The sequence below is a fragment of the Pseudarthrobacter sp. CC12 genome (assembly GCF_039907755.1).
GTDB classification, from domain to species: Bacteria; Actinomycetota; Actinomycetes; order Actinomycetales; family Micrococcaceae; genus Arthrobacter; species Arthrobacter niigatensis.
Window position 1 is genome coordinate 221,349 of sequence record NZ_JARDJH010000001.1, and the last position, 18,477, is coordinate 239,825.

Sequence of the window (18,477 nt, forward strand, 5' to 3'; positions counted from 1 at the left end):
AAAGTGGAATCAGTGCACGCGCACTGGGCGGGGGCTTTCGACGTCGTCCAGGACGTGGAGGGCTGGCAGGAGTTCAGGCGGCTTGACACCGAACTGCTGATGCCGCCCTTCACTGACGGGCTTGCGGACATGGCACAGATGACGGCCGGTATCCGGGCCACGTGGACGGCTTCGTCCGGCAGGCTGACCCTCAAGGCGGAAGGTACCGCGGACTGCTCTCCCATTGATGTGCTGGTTGACGGCCAACTGGCCCACCGGATCCCCGCTGCCGGGCGGCTGAGCCACACGCTGGAGTTGGGAACGCTGCCGGCCGGCGCCAAGGTGCAACTGTGGCTCCCGCAGTTCGGCCGGGTCAGGGTGCTCGACGCATCCCTGCAAGGCGAGGATGTCCAGTCGGTGCAAGAGCCAGGCAAGCGGTGGCTGGCCTACGGAAGCTCCATCACCCACTGCCGGGAGGCGGCCGGTCCTTCCGAGACCTGGCCGGCGCTGGTGGCCCGGAAGCTCGGGTGGGAACTGCAGTCGCTGGGTTTTGCCGGCGAATGCCAGCTGGACCCGGCTGCAGCAAGGACCATTCAGCGACTCCCGGCGGACGTCATCTCCCTGTGCTTGGGCATCAACTCCTACAACGCAGCGGCGTTCTCGTTGCGGAGCTATGCCAGCCAGGTGCTGGGGTTCATCTCGAACATCCTGACCGCCCATCCGGACGTTCCACTGGTGGTGATCACCCCGGTCCTGTCGCTTCCGCGTGAAGCTACACCCAATGCGGTCGGTGCCACCCTGGCCGACTACCGGGAGGCCACAGCCGGAGTGGTCGCCTACCTGCAGCGGCGTTCCGGGGAAGCACGGATCCACCTGGTGGACGGCGGGGCGGTGCTGACGGAAGCCGAGGCGCTGGCCCACATGCCGGACACCCTCCATCCGGACAATGCAGGGTACCGGCTTATGGCCGAAAGGCTGGGCCCGCGCCTTGCCGCCGCGGCAGCCAACGGTCCGAAGGACTAGACAACCGGTCCCGGCCGGCGTCGTTCCTCCTAGGCGCCTGCCAGGACCGGGGTTGTCAGTTTGCCGGCCCGCATGGTGGCCACCACATCGGTCAGCGGCACGAACTCGGTGTCATGGGTGACCATCACCGTTGCCACCGAGAATTCGTTGGTCACCTGCCGCAGGAGGGCGATGATGGAGGCGCTCCGTTCGTGGTCCAGTGCCGCCGTCGGCTCGTCCACCAGCAGCACCCTGGGGCTGCCCATCAGCGCCCGCGCGATGTTCACGCGCTGGCGCTGGCCGCCGGAGAGCTGGTGCGGAAGTTTCCCCGCACTGGCGGACAGCCCGACGACGTCCAGCAGTTCGGCGGCCCGCGCCGTGGCGGCTTTGGCGGACTTTCCGCGCAGGTGGTCGCTGATGACGAGCTGTTCGACGGCGGTGAGCGACGGGAGCAGGTTGGGCTGCTGGAAGATGATGCCCACTTTCCCGCGCCGCAGGGCTGTCAGTTCCTTGTCCCCCAGGCCCATGGTGTCGGTGCCGTCGATAATGACTTGGCCGCTTGTGGGGCGGACCAGGGTGGCGGCGGCGGCCAGCAGGCTGGACTTACCGGACCCCGAGGGGCCCACGAGTGCCACGAGTTGGCCGGCTTCCGCGGTGAGGCTGACACGGTCCAGGGCGGTGGTGGTGCCGCCGCCGTCGGGATATTCGAGGGTGACGTTGACCAGGGTCAGGGGAGCGGTTGTGGTCATGATGGGTTCCTTTCAAAGGAGGGAAGAAGGGATTAGTTTCCGCCGAGCGCCAGGAGCGCATCGACCTTGGTGACGCGCCGGACGGCCAGTGCCGCACCTGCCAGGCCCAGGGCAACGATCCCGACGACGGGAACCACCGAGGTGGCCAGGTTCAGCTGGAAGGGGGCTGCCCGGGCAGCGAACAAGCCGGCGCCAACACCCAAGGCTCCGCCGACTCCGGCGCCTGCCAGCAGCACGATGGCGGCCTGGGTCATGGCGTCGCGAAGGATGTAGGAACTGGGTGCGCCCATGGCTTTCAGCACAGCGATGTCCCTGGTGCGCTGGATGGTCCAGACGCTCAGGAAGGCCACGATCACCAGTGCCGAGATGCCGTACAGGAATGCCTGCATCAGCGTCAGCGAACCGTTCTCGCTCTTGAAGGAGCCCAGGGCCTGGAAAGATCCCGTGCGGGATTCGCTCACCGTGTGTGCCGCGCCGTTCGCTGCGGCCTCATCCACCGTGGCCCCGTCCGCGTAGGTGACGGCGACGACCGTGGCCAACTGTCCGGCGTCGGACACGTGCGCAGCCTTGCCCCATGCCGGCAGGGCCGTCCACACCACGCTGGTGTGCGCGTACCACTGGTCCGGCACCACGGCGGCGACGGACAGCTCCACGCCGCCCAGGGACACCTTGTCCCCCTGGCCCACCGCCAGGGCTTCCGCCACTGAGGCGCCCACCGCGGCCGTGCCGGCGGACACCTCCACAGGCGCCAAAGGGCTGCCCGGCGAGACGCCGAAAACGGCAACGTTCGCCGTTCCCGCGCCGTCCGCGGCCTGTGCCCTGGTCTGCGTAATGCCCAGCGGCTCGGCGGACTGGACACCCGGCCGGCTTTGCCAGCTGTCCACCTGGGCGGCGGTCACGGAGCTCTCGGTATAGGACGCCTTGGGTGAGCCTGAACCGGGAGCGCCGAAGGCGATGGCGTCCACCGGCCTCGCGGCAGTTGCCCCCAGCCTGGCGATGGCGGAGGTGGATTGCTCGGCGAGCCCTGCCGTCAGGCCGGACAGCATGACCAGCAACAGGGTGATCAGGGCTACGACGCCGCCCATCATGGCGAACCGGCCTTTGGCGAAGCGGATATCGCGGATTGCCAGGAACACGTTGGTTCTTCTCTCTGCAGGGGTGGATTGTTCTGTAGTTCCACTCTCCCGGCCGGAGCCTGCATGGGAATCGCGGGGATGGTTGATCTGCGGGAATGGAACGGTTGATACGGGAGTCAACCTTTTGGTTGATTCCCGGCGCGGGTTCCCGGCATAAGCTGGTGAAATGCCTGCCACGCCCCTGCCGCAACCACCGGAAGTGCGCGGCGGTATCCCCACACGTGGGCCATTGAACGCCCTGGAAAACGCGTCGTCGGCGGCAATCCTGCGGGTCCTGCGGGTCACACTTCACACGGGGTTCGCGCTGCTGCTGGCCGTCGGCCTGGTCCGGATGCTGATGTCGGGAGGCGCCCTTCGCTGGGTGTGGGCCGCCGCCGCCGTCGTTCTCGCTGCCCTTTACCTGGCCGGCACGGTCCTGGAAAAGCGCCATGCCGAGGGACGGACCGTGGTGGATCCCCGCCGGTACAGCGTGCTGTGGCTCGGCCTTGTGACGGCCTTGTGGGCGTTCCTGCTCGCCGGCAGTGCCGACTTCGCCTGGCTTGCTTTCCCCATCTTTTTCCTGCACCTTCATTTGCTCCCGCGGCGTGGCGCGCTCCTGGCCATCGGGCTGATGACGGCGGCGGTGATCGGCTCCCAATGGGCCGCCAGCGGCTCCCCGGTTCCACACGCGGCGGCGGTGGTGGGGCCTGTCCTGGGTGCAATTTTTTCCGTGATTACCGGCCTGGCCTACGCGGCCCTTTACCGCGAGGCCGAAAACCAGCGGCGCGCAGCCGATGAACTGCGGCGGACGCGTGAGGAGCTGGCCCGGTCCCAGCACGAGGCCGGGGTCCTCGCCGAGCGGGAGCGGCTGGCCCGGGAAATCCACGACACGCTGGCGCAGGGCCTATCCAGCATCGTGCTGCTGGGGCGGGCCGCCGGGCAGTCGCTGGCGGAAGGTGACTCCGCCACTGCTGCCGCCCGGCTGGCATTGGTGCAGCAGACCGCGGCGGACAACCTCTCCGAGGCCCGCAGCTTTGTCCGTGGACTGTCTTCACCCCAGCTGGAGGGGACCACGCTGGTGGAGGCCCTGGACAGGTTGTGCGGCAGGACCGAGACCGACGCTGCGGCTGCGGGGGTATCCCTGCGCTGTCGGCTGGAGGTGGATGGGGAACCGCAGGACCTGCCCCAGCCTGCCCGCGTGGCCCTGCTGCGCGCCGCGCAGGCGAGCCTTGCGAACGTCCGCGAACACGCCCGGGCAAGTACCGCCGTCGTCAGCGTTGCCTTCCTGGGCAACGAGGTGACCATGGACGTGTACGACGACGGCCGGGGCTTCGATCCCGGGGCTGCGGGTGGTGCCGCGGGCGCAGCGGACGGCAGCGGCTTCGGGCTGCGCTCGCTGCGGGAACGCGTGGCCGCCCTGAACGGGACCCTGGCGGTGGAATCGGCGCCGGGCGAGGGCACGGTTGTGGCCATCCGGCTCCCGGTGGAGGAACCGTGAGTGGGGTCCGCGTCCTGTTGGTTGACGACCATCCGGTGGTCCGCGCCGGGCTGCGTGCCATGCTCACCGGGTCCGAGGGCATCGCCATTGCCGCCGAGGCTTCTGACGGCAAGGCGGCGCTGAGGGAACTGGCGCGGCTCACTGCCTTGGACGAGGCACCCGATGTGGTCCTGATGGATCTGCAGATGGGGGAGGGAATGGACGGCGTTACGGCGACCGCCGAGATCCGGAAACTCGACGCACCGCCGCCGGTACTCATCCTCACCACCTACGACACGGATGCGGATATCCTCGCCGCGGTGGAGGCGGGGGCCAGCGGCTACATGCTGAAGGACGCTCCGCCGGAGCAGCTGCGGCAGGCGGTGCTGCAGGCGGCCGCGGGCGGCACGGTCCTGGCGCCCCGGGCCGCGGCACTGCTGATGGACCGGATCAGCAACCCGGGCACCTCGCTGACCCCGCGCGAAGTGCAGTTGCTGGAACTGCTGGCCACGGGCTTGTCCAACCGCGCCATCGCCAAGCAGGTGTTCATTTCGGAAGCGACCGTGAAGACGCACCTGGTGCACATCTACGGCAAGCTCGGCGTGGATAACCGCACGGCCGCGATCGCTGCCGCCACACAGCGGCGGATCATCCGGCCGCCCGGCGCCAAGGGCTGACCTGTCGGCGCAGGACCGCGAAACTTGCCACCTCCCGGTCATTCCGGTGCAGTAGGTTTGTTCCACGGTGTTTACAGGTGCCGTTGTTTCCAGGCCACGTTGTTCGAAGGAGAACGAATGTCCCGTCCGGTTCCCGCGGTTGATGCCCTTCTTGCCACCTACGGTGCGGCCGATGCCTGCGCGGCCGGTCTCCTGTGCGACAGCCATGATCCCAACGCTGTTGCCTTCACAGTGGTGGCAGCCGACCTCTCCGCGGAGGACATCACCTATGGCGAGCTCCGGGAACGCTCGGAGCGGGGAGCCGCCGCCCTCGCGGAGCTGGGCATTGGTCCTGGAGATGCCGTGGCCACCCTGATGGGCAAGTCGGCAGACCTGGTGGTCATGCTCCTGGCCATCTGGCGGCGCGGAGCGGTCCATGTGCCACTGTTCACGGCCTTCGCATGGCCGGCTATCGAATTACGGCTGACTGCCTCCGGGGCAAAGGCCGTCATCACGGATCCCGACCAGCGGGTGAAGATCCAGCAGACCTCTGCCGCCGTGCTCGTCGCCGGCGCGGAAGCTTCCCAGCCGGACCTGGCGCTCACGCCCCTCCTGGCCAGGCAGCAGCCGGGGATCGCTTCAGAGGTCGTAGGCGGTGACGGTGCCCTGGTGCTGATCTTCACGTCCGGAACCACGGGCGCGCCCAAAGGCGTACCGGTGCCCCTCCGGGCATTGGCCGCGTTCCGCCAGTACATCGAACTTGGCCTGGACGTCAGTGAAGAGGACGTCTTCTGGAACGCCGCGGACCCCGGCTGGGCCTACGGACTGTACTACGGGATCCTCGGCCCCATGGCGGCGGGACGGCGGAACCTGCTGCTGCGCCCCGGGTTCTCCCCGGAACTCAGCTTCAAGGTGTTGGAGGCATTTGCCGTTACCAACTTCGCGGCAGCTCCCACGGTCTACCGCACCATGCGCGCCAAGGCCGACGCCGGCACTGGACCCTTTCGACTTCGGCGCGCCTCCTCCGCCGGCGAACCGCTGACCCCGGAGGTGATCAGCTGGGCCCGGGAGGTGCTGGGCGTCCCGGTGCGGGACCACTACGGACAGACCGAACACGGGATGATGATCATCAACGCCTGGCATGACGACGTGAGGACGGAGCTCAGGCCCGGTTCCATGGGCCGCCCCCTGCCGGGCTGGAGCTGCGCGGTCCTTAAGGACAACGCTGACGGGCCGGCCGCCCCCGGCGAACTGGGCCGCGTCGCCGTCAACGTGGCGGAAAGTCCCATGATGTGGTTCACCGGGTACCAGGATGCGCCGGAGAAGACCGCGGAAAGGTTCAGCGCGGACGGCAAGTGGTACCTGACCGGTGACGCGGGCATGGTGGACCAGGACGGTTACTACTTCTTCTCCTCCCGGGATGACGACGTGATCATCATGGCCGGCTACCGGATTGGCCCGTTCGACGTGGAAAGCGTCCTGGCCACGCATCCGGCGGTGCTGGAAAGTGCCGTGGTGGGCGCTCCCGACGAACTGCGCGGTGAAGTCCTCGAGGCCTACGTGGTCCTGGCCGAGGGCACCGCCGCCAGTGATGACCTGGTGGTTGAACTCCAGACCATGGTCAAGACGCAGTTCGCCGCCCACGCCTACCCGCGCCGCATCCACTTCGTCGCGGACCTGCCCAAGACGCCGTCGGGAAAGCTGCAGCGCTACATCCTGAGGCAGCAGCGGGCAGCCGCATCCGGCAGCTAGCAGTCGGCGGGTTTTTGGGGGAGGGGCAGAAAACCTCGAGTTGTTCCGGAGCCTTTTCCGGCACCGGCTGTTAGCGTTGAGGCCCAGCCACTGAAGGAGGAGCGATGTCCATCAATTCACCTGATTCACTGCCTGAGGACGAACCACAGGAGGACACGGCGGCCAGGAAAGGCAACCCCGACGGCGGGATCCCCGGCGGGAAAGACGGCGTCGGGATCTCCGATGGGGCCGAGCCCAACACTTTTGAGCCGGAGGAGGACCCCGACGCCTCGGCGGGCCCGGCAGACTAAATGGGCCCTTCAGATCAAAGGGGCCGAGGCCTCCCTCAAAGTTCCATCAAGATTGGCCAAAGCCGCTGCAATCTGTGCTTCCCGCAACCTACCGGCCGGTAATTTATAACTGTTTCCAACGCCAGTTCCCCGGCAGGAAGCACTGGAAGCCCCTGCGCTGGAGCGAGACTCGCGCGGGGGCTTCCCCCCAACGTCCGCGCGGCGGCTTACGGCGTGGCGCTAACGGTTTCGAAGTGCTCCACCACCGGAAACGGCTCATAAAAGCGGTGCAGCAAAGAACGCCACTGCTGGTACCCAAGGGATCCCCTGAAGCCCTCTGTATGGTCCTCCAGCGACTCCCATTCAACGAGCAGCAGGTACATGTGGGGAGATTCGATCGAGCGCGACAGGGACATGGCGAGGAAGCCACGCATTGAAGCGATGATGTGCCGGGCCTGGGCGAAAGCTGCCTCGAAGTCCTCTTCCCGGCCGGGAATGACCGGAAGCAGCGCGTGTTCATTGATCACCCGCCAAGTCTGGCACGCGTTCGCCGGCTACTCGGTGTCGATCCAGTAGCGGCGCTTGCCGTTGCGCGTGTCCTCGTACCGGCCGCTGTTCTTTTCGATGGTTGCACGCGAGCCGGCGTTGTCCTCGTCGCACGTCAGGAGAACCCGCGCGATTCCGAGCGCCCGTGCCAGGGGCAGCGCATCGGCAAGTGCTTTGACGGCATGGCCGCGGCGCCTGGCGGAGGGCCGGACGCTGTAGCCGATATGCCCACCTTCGTTGAGGAGGTAGTCGTTCAACCCGTGCCTGATGGCCAGGGACCCAAGGAACGTGCCGCCGTCGGCAATCCACAGGTAGGTGCAGGGCACGTAGCCAGGCTTTCGCACCGTCTCCGGCAGCGCGTCTTTGATGAGGATATCGACGAAGCGGCCAAAGACGGCGGGGTCCCGGAGATCGTCCAGCGACCAGCCCTCCGCGCCTGCACCGTCCAGGTGGGCACCTTGGAACTCCGCAGTTCCTTCCAGCCAGGAAGAGTGGAGGGTTGGGTCCGGGACGATGAGTTGGGCCATGACTGGATCCTATGCCGCCTGCCGGAGCAATGCGGGATCCCGGCCCGCGGCAGGGGAGCGGGGAGACGTATTCCCGGGACGCCGCTGCTGCCCTGTACTATCTCCCCGGGGACCCTTTTGCGGTCTGGAAGGGGACGGTAATGGCTGGTGCTCACTCGACGGCCGCAGCGCCCAGCGATCCGCTGGGCAGGGACGAATTGCTGCAGGAGTACGGGTTCGCCTTCCCCGCCGGGAACGGCGCTTCGGCCACCGAGGCCGAGCTGTCCACCGAGCCGCTCGAGAATCTGGTGGAGCTGGCCGCCAAACTCTGTGGAGTCCCGTTCGGGGTCATCAACGTCCTCACCTCCGATGAGCAACGCCAGGTGGCTGCCGTTGGGATTGACGCCGGCGTCTGTTCACGCGAGGACTCCATGTGCTCGAAAGTCTTCCACTCCGGGGAAATGACCGTTGTCCGGGACGCCTCGCTGGATCCGCGTTTTGCGACCAACCCGTTCGTGACAGGGGAGATCGCCGCCGTCCGGTTCTACGCCTCCGTGCCCCTGGAAATGTCGTCAGGGTTCGTGCTGGGGTCACTGTGCGTCTTCTCGGATTCACCGGCGGCTCCGGATGCCGGCCAGCTGGACATGCTGGAAATCCTGTCCCGCCAGGCAGTGCAGCTGCTTGAACTGCAGCGGCGCACGCTGCAGCTGAACCGTGCCCTCAACGAGGTGCGGGAAAGCAATGCCAAGCTGGCGGAGTTTGCCGGGCGCGTCAGCCACGACCTGCGCGGGCCGCTCACCACCACGCTGGGCTACGTGGAGATGGCGGAAGACGAAGTGGAGGGCGACCACCCGGCGGCCGAGTACCTGCAGATCATCAGCGCCAGCGGCCACCGGATGCTGGCCATGCTCGAGGACGTCCTGAGCTACTCCCGGATCGGCGGAATCCTGCAGCGCCAGCACGTTTCCCTCCAGGACGTGGCGGCCGAAGTGGCCCGGGATCTGGGGCTGTCCTTCGGTACTGACGCCGTCCTGGACAGCGAGGAACTAAAGCTCCAGGTGGACCCCGGTCAGCTCCGGACCCTGCTGCAGAACCTGGTGGCCAATGCCGTGAACTACCGGAGCCCCGAGAGGGAACTCAAGGTCCGGATCAGCGGCATTTCCAACTACCACGGGGTCACCGTACTGGTCGCGGACAACGGCAAGGGAATTGCCTCGTCGGACCGGCAACGCGTGCTCGAACCCTTGGTCCGGCTGCACCGTGACGGCGACGGGCAGGGCTCGGGCCTGGGGCTGTCCATCTGCCGGCGCATTGTCGAAGCACATGGCGGGGAACTGAGCCTGAAAGAGACTCCAGGCGGCGGAACCACGGCAGTCATCAGCTTCCCGACCGATCAGTAGGCCGCTCTCAGGCAGGTCCGGGCCGGCTGCGTGATGCAGCCGGCCCGGACCCCCGGGTCAGGTCATCCCGGTCAGTTCAGGTCGAAGCGGTCCAGTTCCATGACCTTCGCCCAGGCGGCTACGAAGTCGTGCACGAACTTCTCCTTGGCGTCCTCGCTCGCGTAGACCTCGGACAGCGCCCGCAGCTGCGAGTTGGAGCCGAAGACCAGATCCACCGGGGTGGCCGTCCACTTCAGCTCGCCGGTGGCAACGTCGGTGATTTCGTAGACGTTTTCCTCGGCCTCGGAGGCCTTCCATTTGGTGCCCGGCGAGAGCAGGTTGACGAAGAAGTCGTTCGTCAGGACCTGCGGCTTGTCCGTCAGCACACCGTGGCCGGAACCACCCACGTTGGTGCCCAGGGCCCGCATGCCGCCCAAGAGCGCCGTCATCTCCGGCGCGGAGAGGTCCAGCATGTACGCCTTGTCCAGCAGGAGGGTCTCGGGCTGGATCTTCGCACCGGGGCGCAGGTAGTTGCGGAAGCCGTCGGCCCGCGGCTCCAGGTACTGGAAGGATTCGACGTCGGTCTGTTCCTGTGAGGCGTCCGTCCGGCCCGGACGGAAGGGCACTGTGACGGGGAACCCGGCGTCGGCTGCTGCCTTCTCCACCGCGGCGGCGCCGCCCAGGACGATCAGGTCCGCGAGCGAGACCTTCTTGCCGCCGGACTGTGCCGAGTTGAACTCCTCCTGCACGCGCTCAAGGACGGGAAGCACGGTATCGAGCTGCTCCGGTTCGTGGGCTTCCCAGCCGCGCTGCGGCTCCAGCCGGATCCGGGCGCCGTTGGCCCCACCGCGCCGGTCCGTCTTGCGGTACGTTGCAGCCGACGCCCAGGCCGTGCCCGCCAGTTGCGGGATGGTCAGTCCGGCGTCAAGGAGTTTGGCCTTGAGCCCGGCGATGTCCTGCTCATCGATCAGTTCATGGTCGACGGCGGGAACAGGATCCTGCCACAGCTGAGCCTCCGGAACCCACGGGCCCAGCATGTGCGGGCCCACCGGTCCCATGTCGCGGTGCAGCAGCTTGTACCAGGCCTTGGCGAAGGCCAAGGCGAACTGGTCCGGGTTCTCCAGGAAACGCCGGCCGATCTGCTCGTAGGTGGGGTCGAAGCGCAGCGACAGGTCCGTGGTCAGCATGGTGGGCCGGTGCTTCTTGTTGGGGTCGTGCGCGTCCGGGATGATCTCTGGAGCGTCCTTGGCGACCCACTGGTGGGCGCCCCCGGGGCTCTTGACGAGTTCCCACTCGTACTCGAAGAGGATCTCCAGGAAGCGGTTGCTCCACTGCGTAGGCTTGTCCGTCCAAGTGACTTCCAGGCCGGAGGTGATGGTGTCGCCGCCCTTGCCGCTGCCGTAGGTGCTGAGCCAGCCAAGGCCCTGCGCCTCAAGGTCTGCACCCTCCGGTTCCGGGCCAACGTGTGCGTCTGCGGGGCCGGCACCGTGGGTCTTGCCGAATGTGTGGCCGCCGGCGATCAGTGCGAAGGTCTCTTCGTCGTTCATGGCCATGCGCTTGAAGGTCTCACGGATAAACGCGGCAGCAGCCACGGGATCCGGGTTGCCCATGGGGCCTTCGGGGTTGACGTAGATGAGGCCCATTTCGGTGGAACCGACGTTGTCCGCCATGGTTCCCTCACCGGTGTACCGCTCATCTCCGAGCCAGGCGTCCTCAGGACCCCAGAAGATCTGTTCGGGCTCCCAGACGTCCTCGCGGCCAAAGGCGAAGCCGAAGGTCTTGAAGCCCATGGACTCAAGGGCCACGTTGCCGGCGAGGACCAGGAGGTCCGCCCAGGACAGCTTCTGGCCATACTTCTGCTTCACGGGCCACAGCAGGCGGCGGGCCTTGTCCAGGTTGGCGTTGTCCGGCCAGCTGTTCAGCGGGGCGAACCGCTGGCTGCCGTCGCCCGCGCCGCCGCGGCCGTCGTGGACGCGGTAGGTGCCGGCAGCGTGCCAGCTCAGGCGGATCATCAGTCCGCCGTAGTGGCCGAAGTCCGCCGGCCACCAGTCCTGGGAAGTGGTCAGGACCTGGCTGATGTCCTGCTTGAGGGCTTCGACGTCGAGCTTCTGGAATTCCTCGCGGTAGCTGAAGGACGGGCCAAGCGGGTTGCTCGCCTGGCCGTGCGTGTGCAGCACGGAGAGGTCCAGCTGGTTGGGCCACCAGTCCTGGTTGGTTCGCGGCCGGTGTCCCTTGGGGGCCGGCGAATCGATCGCAGGGTTTTCGCTTTCACTGCCCTGGGCGGTGGCACTGCCATGGGCCACCGGGCACCCGCCCTCAACCTTCTGGTCCAGGCCCTGTGCGCTCCCGGGAGTGGGGACCGGGGGATGGTCTTGGGGATCGGTCATGTGCTTATTCCTTCCGTTGGGCCGAGGCCGCGGTTGGACTCGGGCAGCCGGTGCAACCCTCCTATTTGAACATGGACCGGGGACTGCTGGAGACCCGCCCGGGCCATGGGTGAAACCCGGCCTGTCATTGCCCCGTCCCTCGCAATTTGTTCGGCACCTCCTGTCCGCCACTTGCCGGCGCTGGAATATCTGAGTGACGCTCCGACTTGTCGCCAGAGGGTCCATGGTGGCCCATTGTCCCGGCGTAACGCAGCGCGCGGGCCTCCGCCCACGCGTGAGGCCGCGCTGAGGCGCGGATGCAAACCAAGCACCTACCAAGAGGAGCGCTATGACCATCGGATCAGGAACAGCATCAGGAACAGCAGCGGGCAACGGACGGACCGCCCTGGTGGTAGGGGCCACCGGCATTTCAGGCTCCGCGCTCGTGGATACTTTGGCCGGCGAAGGCTGGGAAGTCCTTGCCTTGTCCCGCAGGCCCGGTCCCGGGCGGCCAGGCGTCAGATGGCTTTCCGCAGACTTGACCTCCGCTGAGTCGCTGGCCGCCGCGCTTGCTCCGGAAAATCCCTCCCACGTGTTCTTTACTGCCTGGTCCCGCCGGGACACCGAGGAAGAGAACATCGCCGTCAACGCGGGCATGGTGCGCGACCTGCTTGGGGCACTGCGGGGCAAAGGGGTGGCACATGTTGCCCTGATGACCGGGCTCAAGCACTACCTGGGACCGTTTGAGGCCTACGCCGCCGGGGAAATGCCGGACACGCCGTTCCATGAGGAGGAGCCCCGCCTGCCGGTGCGGAACTTCTATTACGCACAGGAAGACGAGTTGTGGGCCGCGGCGGGGGAGCAGGGGTTCACCTGGTCCGTACACCGCGCCCACACGGTTATTGGGCACGCCGTTGGCAACGCCATGAACATGGGCCTCACACTCGCGGCGCAGGCCACCCTCTGCCGGGACAGCGGGGAACCGTTTGTCTTTCCCGGATCCAAAGCGCAGTGGGACGGCCTCACCGACATGACAGACGCCGGCCTGTTGGCCGAGCACATGCTCTGGGCTTCAACTACCCCTGCAGGCGCCAACGAGCCCTTCAACATCGTCAACGGCGATGTGTTCCGCTGGCGCTGGATGTGGCCGAAGCTTGCCGCGTACTTCGGTGTGGAATGGGAGGGCTACCAGGACGCGCCGCGTCCCCTTGGGCAGTCAATGGCAGGCCGGGAGGACCAGTGGCGGCGGATCGCCGCGGAGAACAACCTCAGCGAACCCGACCTGGGCCGCGTGGCGAGCTGGTGGCACACGGACGGAGACCTGGGGCGCGGCATCGAGGTGGTGACGGACATGGGCAAGAGCCGGGATGCGGGCTTTACGGGGTATCGCCGGACGCTGGATGCCTTTACCTTGCTCTTTGACCGATACCGGGCCGACCGGCTGATTCCGTAATGACGCGGTCGCGTCCGGCGAACAGACCCGCCAGCGCCAGGATGGCCATGGCTCCGGCGGTGCCGAGCAGCGGAAGGGTCCAGTCCCCGCTGGCATCCCGGAGTGCACCAAAGGCCACCGGGCCCACCGCGGCCAGGCCGTAGCCCACGGATTGGGCCATGCCGGACAGCGATGCTGCCTGCGGGTGGTTCACGGTCCGGAGGCTGAACAACGACAGGGCGATGACAATGAGGCTCCCGCAGCCCAAAGCACCCAGGACAACCCACAGCAGGATGAGGTCCGGGGCCAGGGCCAGGCCCAGGAAGGTGACGAACACCAACGCCCCGCTTGTGAAGGACACCAGCCGCTGGTCCGGTCCCCGGTGCAGGACTGCGCCCGCCCCCAGGCTGGCGAACACGCTGATCAACAGGAAGGCGGACAGGTGCACGCCGGCTGTGGCGGCGGGGACCCCGCGGCTTTGCTCAATGGTAGGCAGCCACGCCATCAGGACGTAGAAGGCGATCGATTGCAGCCCCATGAACGCAGTCACCTGCCAGCCCAGCGCTGAGCCCCAGGGCGACCGGTGTGCCGGTTCCTGCTTTTCGGCGTGCACGGCGCTTGTCCCGTGCCGGCGCAGCCAGGGCAGGAGCACGGCCATGGCGATGAGGGCCAGCCCCACCCAGGCTCCCAGGGCCAGCCGCCACCCCGCCGGGGAGGTTTGCGCCACGGGAACGACGACGGCGGCCCCCACCGCTGCGAACGCAGCCTGGGCGGCGGTGTAGCTGCCGGTGACCTGGCTGACCCGCAAAGGGAAGTCCCGCTTCACGAGGGAGGGAACCAGGACATTGAGGAACGCGATGGCCACGCCGATCAGTACCGTCCCGGCCCATATGAAGCCGGGCACCGGTAGTGAGCGGAGCACGATGCCCGATCCGAGGATCAGCAAGGACATCCACAGTGCCCGGTCCAGGCCCAGCCGGGCAGCAAATCCGGGGGCCAGGGGTGAGAAGACTGCGAAGGCGATGAGAGGGAGGCCGGTGAGGAATCCCGCTGCGGCACTGGACAATCCCAAGTCGCTGCTGATGTTGACCAGCACCGGTCCGACGCTGACAAAGGACACCCGAAGGTTGACTGCGATGAGCAGGACGCCGATGAAGGCAGCTCCGAACCTGGCGGTGCGCTGGGAAGGGTTCCGTGTGCCGGCAAGCATTCGTTGTTTCTTCCATCCTTTGGCGGGGTGGCGGGCTTATGGCGCCTATCCAGTTCTCTCATACTGAAGTACCCACCGGTGCTGCCGGATCCCCGGCGCGTCCGCCGAATACGCCGTGGGAGAACCTGCCATTTTCCCAGCCAACTGTGAGGATCATCCGCTCTCCACGGACGTACACTGACCTTCGCACCACGTTTTGTGGACACTCCGTCAGGTGAGGGCCTATTTCGTATGCTCTGGAAGTTGCTCGTCGAATACCTGCGGCCGCACCGGCCGCTGCTGGCCGCCGTCGTGGTTTTCCAGCTGGCGCAGTCCATCGCGTCGCTGTACCTGCCCACGCTGAACGCAGACATCATTGACCAGGGCGTGGCCCGGGGCGATACCGGCTACATCCTGTCCACCGGCAGCTTCATGCTGCTCATCACGCTGGCTCAGATCGTGTGTGCCGTCATCGCCGTGTACTTCGGCGCCAAGGCGGCGATGGGCCTGGGCCGGGACCTGCGCGGCGCCATCTTCGAACGGGTGGGTGAGTTCTCGGAACAGGAAGTCACCAAGTTCGGTGCGCCCAGCCTCATCACCCGCTCCACCAACGATGTCCAGCAGGTGCAGCAGCTGGTGCTGATGTCCGCCACGCTCATGGTGGCCGCGCCCATGCTCAGCATTGGCGGGGTGATCATGGCCATCCGGCAGGACGCCCAACTGTCCTGGCTGATTGCCGTCTGCGTCCCGGTGCTGCTGATCGCCGTCGGACTGATCGTCACCCGGATGGTGCCGCTGTTCCGCAAGATGCAGGCACGGATCGACACCGTGAACCGGGTGCTCCGCGAGCAGCTCACCGGCATCCGGGTGGTGCGGGCGTTCGTGCGCGAGGACATGGAAACCGAACGGTTCGCCGGTGCCAACGCGGACGTTACCGATGTTGCGCTCCGTGCAGGACGGCTGATGGCCCTGATGTTCCCCACCGTGATGCTGGTCCTGAACGTCTCCAGCGTGGCGGTGATCTGGTTCGGTGCGTTCAGGATCGAGGACGGGTCCATGCAGGTGGGCACCCTGATCGCGTTCCTGAGCTACCTGATGCAGATCCTGATGTCCGTCATGATGGCCACGTTCATGGCGGTGATGATTCCGCGTGCGTCGGTGTCCGCGGACCGGATCGGTGAGGTGCTGGGCACCAATTCCAGCGTCCTGCCGCCGGAGCAGCCGGCCACCAGCGCGGTTCGGCGCGGTGAGCTGGAAATGCGCGACGTCGGGTTCGCCTACCCGGGTGCCGACCAGCCTGTCCTTTCCGGGATCAGCTTCACCGCGCGTGCGGAGCAGACCACGGCGATCATCGGCAGCACCGGCTCGGGCAAGACAACCCTGGTGAACCTGATGCCGCGGCTGTTCGACGCCACCTCCGGGGCGGTGCTGATGGACGGCGTGGACGTCAGGGACCTGGACCCGGACCTGTTGTGGGGGCACATCGGGCTGGTGCCGCAGAAGCCCTACCTCTTTTCCGGCACGGTGCGCAGCAACCTGCTGTACGGCAACCCGGACGCCACCGAGGACGAGCTCTGGAGCGCGCTGGAGATCGCCCAGGCGCGGGATTTCGTGGAGCAGATGGACGAAACGCTGGACGCGCCCATCTCGCAGGGCGGCACCAATGTCTCCGGCGGCCAGCGGCAGCGGTTGGCGATCGCCCGGGCACTGGTGAAGCGGCCCGAACTGTACATTTTCGACGATTCGTTCTCATCCCTTGATACCGGGACCGATGCCCGGCTGCGCCAGGCGCTGAAGCGCAACATTGCGGGGGCCACCATGGTGATCATCGCCCAGCGCGTGTCCAGCATTGTTGATGCGGACCAGATCCTGGTGCTCGACGACGGCAGGATCGTTGCGCAGGGCACGCACCAAGAGTTGCTGGAGACTTCGGATACGTACCGCGAGATCGTCTCGTCCCAGCTGGCAGCGGAGGAGACGGTATGAGCCAGGGACCCGCATCCGCACGCGGCACCAAAGGTGCCTCCGCTTCGGGACCCGGCCAGGCCGACGTCGTACGCATTCCCCGTCCCGCCGGTGGACCCGGACGGGGCGGCCCCTTCGCCGGGATGAACGTGCCGGCGGAGAAGGCGATGAACTTCGCCGGCTCCGCCAAACGCCTGCTGGGAACGCTCCGGCCGGAACGGCTCTGGCTGGTACTGGTGCTGGCCATGGCCGTGGCCGGCGTGGTGCTGCAGGTGATCGGGCCGCGGCTGCTGGGCGAGGGCACCAACCTGATCTTCTCCGGCGTGGTGTCCAAGCAGTTGCCGCCGGGGATGACGCAGGCGCAGCTGATAGCGGCGCTGCGGGCGGCCGGGGACAACCAGAAGGCGGACATGCTCAGCGCCATGACGCTGACCCCGGGGGCCGGGATCGACTTCGGCGCGCTTGCCAACGTGCTGACGTGGGCGCTGGTGCTGTATGTTCTGGGGTCGGCCTTCATGTGGGGGCAGGCGTATGTGCTGAACGGCGTGGTACAGCGGACGGTGTTCGGGCTCCGCGAGCAGATCGAGGCCAAAATCAACCGGCTGCCGCTGCGGTATTTCGATTCGATCCAGCGCGGTGAGCTGCTCAGCCGGGTGACCAACGACGTGGACAACATTTCGCAGAGCCTGCAGCAGTCCATCAGCCAGGCCGTGACGTCCGTGCTGACCGTGCTGGGCGTGCTGGTGATGATGTTCATCCTGTCGCCCACGCTGGCGCTGATCGCGCTGGTGACCATTCCGCTGACGCTGGGGATCACGGCGCTGATTGCCAAGCGGTCGCAGAAGCTGTTCGTCCAGCAGTGGAAGAACACGGGCGAGCTGAACGGGCAGATCGAGGAGACCTACACCGGGCATGCCCTGGTGAAGGTGTTCGGCCGGCAGCGCGAGGTGGGGGAGCGGTTCCGGCAAAAGAACGCCGAACTGTATGAGGCGAGCTTCGGGGCGCAGTTCATTTCCGGTCTGATCATGCCGGCCATGACGTTCATCGGGAACCTGGTGTACGTGGGGATTGCCGTGGTGGGCGGCCTGCAGGTTGCGTCCGGGGCCATGCAGCTGGGCGATGTTCAGGCGTTCATCCAGTACTCGCGGCAGTTCACCCAGCCGCTGGCGCAGCTCGGCTCCATGGCCAACCTGCTGCAGTCCGGTGTGGCGTCTGCCGAGCGGGTGTTTGAGCTGCTTGATACGGAGGAGCAGTCCGCCGATCCTGTGGGGGCTGCCTTGCAGAGCCCTGATGGTGCTGCGCGCGGGCGGCTGGTGTTTGAGGACGTCTCCTTCTCCTACTCGCCGGACAAGCCGCTGATCCATGGGTTGTCCCTGGTGGCGGAGCCGGGCCAGACGGTGGCCATTGTGGGGCCGACCGGGGCGGGCAAGACCACGCTGGTGAACCTGATGATGCGGTTCTACGAGCTCGACGGCGGGCGGATCACCTTGGACGGGGTGGACATCACCACCATGAGCCGGCACGACCTGCGCTCCCGGATGGGGATGGTGCTGCAGGATACGTGGCTGTTCGGCGGGACCATTCGCGACAACATCGCGTACGGGCGGCCTGCTGCGTCTTCTTCTGAGGTTTTGGAGGCGGCACGGGCAACGTATGTGGACCGGTTCGTGCGCTCGCTGCCCGAGGGGTACGACACCGTGCTGGATGATGAAGGCTCCAACGTGTCCGCCGGCGAGAAGCAGTTGCTGACCATTGCCCGGGCATTCCTGGCTTCGCCTTCTGTGTTGATCCTGGATGAGGCGACCTCGTCCGTGGATACCCGGACCGAGGTGCTGGTGCAGAAGGCCATGAGTGCGCTGCGGTCCGACCGGACGTCCTTTGTGATCGCGCACCGGCTGTCCACGATCCGCGACGCCGACCTCATCCTGGTGATGGAGGCCGGCCAGATTGTGGAACAGGGGACGCACGCGTCCCTGCTGGCTGCCGGTGGGGCCTACGCGCGGCTGTACGAGGCCCAGTTCGCGGCACCGGTGGCGGAGGTGTAGGGAGGCCATCCTGGAGGATATCGCTCGGCGTCCTGAGTTGTCCCAGGCAG

Annotated in this window: 15 protein-coding genes; 9 read left to right on the forward strand and 6 right to left on the reverse strand. The window is 66.9% G+C overall.

The annotated features are described in order from the left end of the window. The first annotated feature begins 3 nt into the window (after positions 1–3). Positions 4–1,002, forward strand: coding sequence for a GDSL-type esterase/lipase family protein (locus PV772_RS01015; RefSeq protein ID WP_347885101.1), 999 nt, complete (start codon positions 4–6; stop codon positions 1,000–1,002). Positions 1,003–1,031: 29 nt separating this feature from the next. On the opposite strand, the gene PV772_RS01020 is transcribed toward PV772_RS01015, so the two are convergent. Together PV772_RS01020 and PV772_RS01025 are read right to left on the reverse strand one after the other, a co-directional pair. Beyond that, a complete protein-coding gene (locus PV772_RS01020; RefSeq protein ID WP_347885102.1) occupies positions 1,032–1,730 on the reverse strand; it encodes an ABC transporter ATP-binding protein in 699 nt (232 codons plus the stop codon). A 32-nt stretch (positions 1,731–1,762) separates the two neighbouring features. Continuing rightward, positions 1,763–2,866 carry an FtsX-like permease family protein gene (locus PV772_RS01025; RefSeq protein ID WP_347885103.1) on the reverse strand — a complete coding sequence of 368 codons (1,104 nt, stop codon included), beginning with the start codon at positions 2,864–2,866 and terminating at the stop codon, positions 1,763–1,765. A 166-nt stretch (positions 2,867–3,032) separates the two neighbouring features. Here PV772_RS01025 and PV772_RS01030 point away from each other — a divergent pair, with 166 nt between their 5' ends. The 4 genes from PV772_RS01030 (at position 3,033) to PV772_RS01045 (ending at position 7,020) form a co-directional block, all read left to right on the forward strand. After that, the gene (locus PV772_RS01030; RefSeq protein ID WP_347885104.1) at positions 3,033–4,343 is read left to right on the forward strand and encodes a sensor histidine kinase; all 1,311 of its coding nucleotides are present in this window, start codon (positions 3,033–3,035) and stop codon (positions 4,341–4,343) included. Further along, a complete protein-coding gene (locus PV772_RS01035) occupies positions 4,340–4,999 on the forward strand; it encodes a response regulator transcription factor (RefSeq protein WP_347885105.1) in 660 nt (219 codons plus the stop codon). The genes PV772_RS01030 and PV772_RS01035 overlap by 4 nt, the downstream gene beginning before the upstream one ends. A 117-nt stretch (positions 5,000–5,116) precedes the next feature. After that, on the forward strand, positions 5,117–6,730 hold the full coding sequence (locus tag PV772_RS01040; RefSeq protein ID WP_347885106.1) for an AMP-binding protein: 1,614 nt from the start codon (positions 5,117–5,119) through the stop codon (positions 6,728–6,730). Positions 6,731–6,834: 104 nt separating this feature from the next. Next, a complete protein-coding gene (locus PV772_RS01045) occupies positions 6,835–7,020 on the forward strand; it encodes a hypothetical protein (RefSeq protein ID WP_141159249.1) in 186 nt (61 codons plus the stop codon). Positions 7,021–7,226: 206 nt separating this feature from the next. On the opposite strand, the gene PV772_RS01050 is transcribed toward PV772_RS01045, so the two are convergent. Together PV772_RS01050 and PV772_RS01055 are read right to left on the reverse strand one after the other, a co-directional pair. After that, on the reverse strand, positions 7,227–7,526 hold the full coding sequence (locus PV772_RS01050; protein WP_347885107.1) for an antibiotic biosynthesis monooxygenase: 300 nt from the start codon (positions 7,524–7,526) through the stop codon (positions 7,227–7,229). A 27-nt stretch (positions 7,527–7,553) separates the two neighbouring features. Continuing rightward, positions 7,554–8,072 carry a GNAT family N-acetyltransferase gene (locus PV772_RS01055; RefSeq protein ID WP_141159251.1) on the reverse strand — a complete coding sequence of 173 codons (519 nt, stop codon included), beginning with the start codon at positions 8,070–8,072 and terminating at the stop codon, positions 7,554–7,556. A gap of 140 nt (positions 8,073–8,212) precedes the next feature. Here PV772_RS01055 and PV772_RS01060 point away from each other — a divergent pair, with 140 nt between their 5' ends. Then, the gene (locus tag PV772_RS01060; protein WP_141159252.1) at positions 8,213–9,451 is read left to right on the forward strand and encodes a GAF domain-containing sensor histidine kinase; all 1,239 of its coding nucleotides are present in this window, start codon (positions 8,213–8,215) and stop codon (positions 9,449–9,451) included. 71 nt (positions 9,452–9,522) lie between these two features. On the opposite strand, the gene katG is transcribed toward PV772_RS01060, so the two are convergent. Further along, positions 9,523–11,817 carry a catalase/peroxidase HPI gene (katG, locus tag PV772_RS01065; RefSeq protein ID WP_347885108.1) on the reverse strand — a complete coding sequence of 765 codons (2,295 nt, stop codon included), beginning with the start codon at positions 11,815–11,817 and terminating at the stop codon, positions 9,523–9,525. A gap of 328 nt (positions 11,818–12,145) precedes the next feature. Between katG and PV772_RS01070 the strand changes: the two genes are divergently transcribed. Then, positions 12,146–13,249 carry an SDR family oxidoreductase gene (locus PV772_RS01070; protein ID WP_347885109.1) on the forward strand — a complete coding sequence of 368 codons (1,104 nt, stop codon included), beginning with the start codon at positions 12,146–12,148 and terminating at the stop codon, positions 13,247–13,249. Here PV772_RS01070 and PV772_RS01075 read toward each other — a convergent pair. Next, the gene (locus tag PV772_RS01075) at positions 13,203–14,438 is read right to left on the reverse strand and encodes an MFS transporter (protein ID WP_347885110.1); all 1,236 of its coding nucleotides are present in this window, start codon (positions 14,436–14,438) and stop codon (positions 13,203–13,205) included. The genes PV772_RS01070 and PV772_RS01075 overlap by 47 nt on opposite strands. A gap of 231 nt (positions 14,439–14,669) precedes the next feature. Here PV772_RS01075 and PV772_RS01080 point away from each other — a divergent pair, with 231 nt between their 5' ends. Then, positions 14,670–16,403: an ABC transporter ATP-binding protein gene (locus PV772_RS01080; RefSeq protein WP_347885111.1), complete on the forward strand. Its 1,734-nt coding sequence runs from the start codon at positions 14,670–14,672 to the stop codon at positions 16,401–16,403. After that, the gene (locus PV772_RS01085) at positions 16,400–18,427 is read left to right on the forward strand and encodes an ABC transporter ATP-binding protein (RefSeq protein ID WP_347885112.1); all 2,028 of its coding nucleotides are present in this window, start codon (positions 16,400–16,402) and stop codon (positions 18,425–18,427) included. The genes PV772_RS01080 and PV772_RS01085 overlap by 4 nt, the downstream gene beginning before the upstream one ends. The last annotated feature ends 50 nt before the right edge of the window (positions 18,428–18,477 follow it).